We start from the raw sequence: 3,894 nt of genomic DNA, 5'->3' as shown, positions 1-3,894 counted from the left end.
CCCTCCCCAACTGCGTTCAGGAGGGTGATTTCAACCTCGCGAGCACGGAACTTCAAGACTGCACGACATACCCCTTTACAGGTGAGGTTTCAGCGTTGGATCCAGCCTGAAACCCTTCCCGGCCCGAAGCGGTACGACCCTCCCAAAGGGGCAGTGAAGCACCCTTCGTCGGAGCAAGCCTTCGGCACGCAGAAGCCAAACACGCTCACCTGAGTCAACCTTTCGCTCGACCACCCCGTGGACGGGGTCGTGCATGAATGCAGTACCTTCTCGCCTAAACCATCCAACCGCCCAAAATAACTACAAATTGGTCGGAGGAACCCTTCTTCAGAAGGGTAATCTCAACTTTTCTCGCTCGATGCGGTTGCGACAACCGTCAAACTGAGCATAATCAATGCGACTGATTCGCAATATCAGCATCGACGACGCAGCAAGCGACGAGCTCTTTCGCTCTCTAGCCAGCCACGCTCGATCCGTCCCGCACCCGGGACGTTTCCCGTTCTGTGACTTTCTGGCTGGAGAAAACCATGCCCATTTCTGCGCGCTTCCGCGCCCGTACTTCCGCGTTTGCATCCCCTTCCACTGATCTTGGCGGATCAGTCCCAACGATCTCGCCCGCCCAAACCCCGCGGCGACGAGCATTCACGTTGGTCGAACTTTTGGTGGTCATCGCCATCATCGGTGTGTTGGTCGGATTGTTGTTGCCCGCCGTTCAATCGGCCCGTGCCGCCGCTCGTCGGATGAGCTGTAGCAACAATCTCAAGCAGATTGGATTGGCACTGCACAACTACCACGGCGCTTTCAAGAAGTTCCCCGAAGGTTCGCGGCTGAGCAACTTCCTTGGACCATTGACTGCCGCCCTGCCGTTTCTGGAAGAAGCCAACACGTATCAGCAATTTGACTTCAGCCGTTCGTACTCCGATCCCATCAACCAAGAAGTCGCCGCACAAACGATCGCGACGTACCTGTGCCCATCGATGGTCCTTCCTCGAAGCGTTCCGGACAGAGACCTGAACGAGACCGGTGGACCGTCTAGCTATCTCGCGTGCGAAGGCACCGCCGCTTACATGCCCAAAGCCGATGGGATGTTTGGTTTGAACTGGACCGCCTACGGATACGACAACCCAGCCACCGGTTTTCGCAACTTGATCGATGGCAGCAGCAACACGATCGCGTACGGCGAAACGACCTATGACATGGCCGACTATTTGTGGACCAGCCCCGCCAGTGTTGCAGGAACGGTGAAGTGGGGAACGGCCCGTTGGGTGCTTGGCTACCCGAAGGTTTCGCTCGGGACCAGCCAAAAGGAACTCAACGTTCACAACGCCGCCAACAATGGCGGATTCCAAAGCATGCACGAAGGCGGTGTCTACTTTTTGTTCGGCGACGGCAGTGTTCGATTCACGTCGGAATCTCTCGATCGCGAATTGCTGAACGCGTTGGCCACCCGCAACGGTCGTGAAGTTGTTGAGGCAGCTCCATGATCATGCTTCGCGCTGATGTTTCCAAGTCGATTCGAACAATCACGAGTGGACTGAAAACACCGTGGTCGTTCAGCGTTGCATTGATCGTGATTCTTTCGGCTGGATGTTCTCAGGCACCTGAATCAGAACACGTGGCCGTCGCAGGCGAAGTCACACTCGGCGGCAAACCGCTGCCCAGTGCGATGATCCGGTTCACGCCCGTCAAAACCGAACCGGGGCTTCACGACAGCGTTACCATGATTTCAGAGGGACGCTTTGCTTTCGATTCGACCAACGGTCCCTCGCCGGGTGAACATCACGTGATTGTCACTCCCTTGGAACCTGAAATGAACGAAGCGGTGGCTGCCATGCAGAACGGTGATCGAGATCCACTGAACGCTCGAACCATTCCGGCTCGCTATCGAAGCACCGGTCAACTGAGAGCAACGATTGACGCAGCCAACGTTCAACCGTTGACGTTCGAACTGACCAAACGTTGAAAACGTGAACAACAACGCGTGCCGATTTCGGCCGCGTCATCCACGCCAACTGTCGAGTCGCCCTACCGAGCGACTCTTTCCCAGACAAATCAAATCCCTCCGTAGCAATCCATCATTATGAAAATTTCTAAGAGACGACAACTGCTCGCCTTGGCACTGTTCCTTGGCGGAACCTCTTCTGCCTCGGCTCACTTCCCTTGGCTCGCCTCCGATTCCGACGGGCACGCGGTCATGTGGTTCGGTGAATCAACCGACGATCGCACTTACCCCATGCCCGAAGCGGTCCAGCAAATTCAGTTGCACAGCACCAACGCATCGGCGGCTGGCAAAACGATTGAGATGAAACCGGTCGAAACAGACGACTTGGTCGGCATCCAGAGTCCGCAACCGATTCCGGAAGGAGACGAGATCGCTGGCTCGGTCACCTACGGTCTGTACCACGGAATGAAGCTGACCTACCACGTCGAACACTTGCCACAGAATGACGCGAAAGCTTGGCCCAGTGATCCTCGGCCCGGGGCTGCTTTGCAAACCGTGATCACATCGGCAAAGAATGGCGACATCGAAGTTCAATTGCTTCGTGACGGAAAGCCTCTGCCCGAAACGGAAGTCAAATTGTTCTGCGAAGACGGCCACGAAGCCGGAACGGAAACGACCAACAGCAACGGCCGCGTGTCGTTTTCGTCGGACATCATCGAGCCCGGACTCAACTCGGTCATGGCTGGCATCACCGACAAGAACGCCAAAGGGGAACTCGGCGGCGAAGCGTACTCCAGCACCGCCGACTACCTGACCGCATCGTTCCGAATCTCATCGGACGCAGCTCAGCCCAAAAAACAAAGCGAGTCGCCTACGGTGATCGCGGACAGCAACGTGTCGATCGAGCCGTCGGGCCTGGCGGATCTGCCGGAGGAACTGACCAGTTTTGGTGCCGCCTTCGTCGACGGAACCATCTACGCCTACGGCGGACACACCGGCAGCGCTCACTCCTATTCGACCGAAGAACAATCCAACCGACTATGGGCGTTGGACACCACCGACGTCGACGCCAAATGGGAAACGGTTGCGACCGGTCCTCGTTTGCAAGGTTTGGCTTTGGTCGCACATGGCGACCGACTGATTCGGATTGGTGGCTTCACGGCCGTCAACGACATCGGTGAAGAGCACGACCTGCGATCGCAACCCGCCGTCGCCAGCTTTGATCCCAAGACAAAATCCTGGACCGATCTTCCCGCTCTGCCCGAAGGTCGATCCTCGTTGGACGCGGCGGTCCTCGGTGACACCGTTTACGTCTTCGGTGGATGGAGTCTGAACGGCGAAAGCGAAGACAGCACTTGGCATCAAACCGCATGGTCGCTGGACCTGGCCGACCCCGATTCGGGATGGCAACCCGTCGCCACGCCGCCCTTCCAACGACGTGCGATCAGCGTCGCCGCTCACGACGGCAAACTGTTCGTGGTTGGTGGCATGCGATCCGAAGGTGGCCCGACCACCCGAGTCGATGTCTACGACCCGTCGGCTAAAACCTGGTCACTCGGCCCCGCCCTTCCCGGATCCGGAATGGCCGGGTTTGGATCCTCCGCTTTCCCGGCTGGCGGTCGTCTGTACGTCACCACCTTGGACGGATTTGTCCATCGATTGGCCGCCGATGGAAAGGCCTGGGAAACGGTCGCCAAAGTCGAACCGGCCCGGTTCTTTCACCGCATGCTGCCAACCGCTGACGACCGTTTGGTGATGCTCGGTGGAGCCAACATGCAGGAGGGTAAATTCACCTCCATCGACGCCATTCAAATCGGCGATTCGAAGTGACCTGAGCGACCAACGATCGGCTCATTCACCTCCGCCCTCCCAGTTCTCCACCGAGGTCGTGCAGTTTTCAAGAGCCGTGCTCGCGAGGTTGAAATCACCCTCCTGAACGCAGTTGGGGAGGG

At 57.8% G+C, this 3,894-nt stretch carries 3 protein-coding genes; all 3 read left to right on the top strand.

The features are described 5' to 3' along the window. Positions 1-503 precede the first annotated feature (503 nt). The 3 genes from B2R17_RS11900 to B2R17_RS11890 all read left to right on the top strand — a co-directional run bounded on the left by B2R17_RS11900 (position 504) and on the right by B2R17_RS11890 (position 3,772). Entirely contained in the window at positions 504-1,484 is a 981-nt protein-coding gene (locus B2R17_RS11900) for a DUF1559 domain-containing protein (protein WP_339886582.1), read from the top strand. Positions 1,485-1,486: 2 nt separating this feature from the next. Continuing rightward, a complete protein-coding gene (locus tag B2R17_RS11895) occupies positions 1,487-1,963 on the top strand; it encodes a hypothetical protein (RefSeq protein ID WP_286764153.1) in 477 nt (158 codons plus the stop codon). 117 nt (positions 1,964-2,080) lie between these two features. Beyond that, positions 2,081-3,772, top strand: a complete 1,692-nt coding sequence (locus tag B2R17_RS11890) for a kelch repeat-containing protein (protein WP_286764152.1) — start codon at positions 2,081-2,083, stop codon at positions 3,770-3,772. The last annotated feature ends 122 nt before the right edge of the window (positions 3,773-3,894 follow it).

This window comes from Rhodopirellula sp. UBA1907 (assembly GCF_002337565.1).
Classification (GTDB): domain Bacteria; phylum Planctomycetota; class Planctomycetia; order Pirellulales; family Pirellulaceae; genus Rhodopirellula; species Rhodopirellula europaea.
The sequence above is the reverse complement of the archived record's forward strand: the minus strand, read 5'-3'. Positions and strand labels throughout refer to the sequence as shown.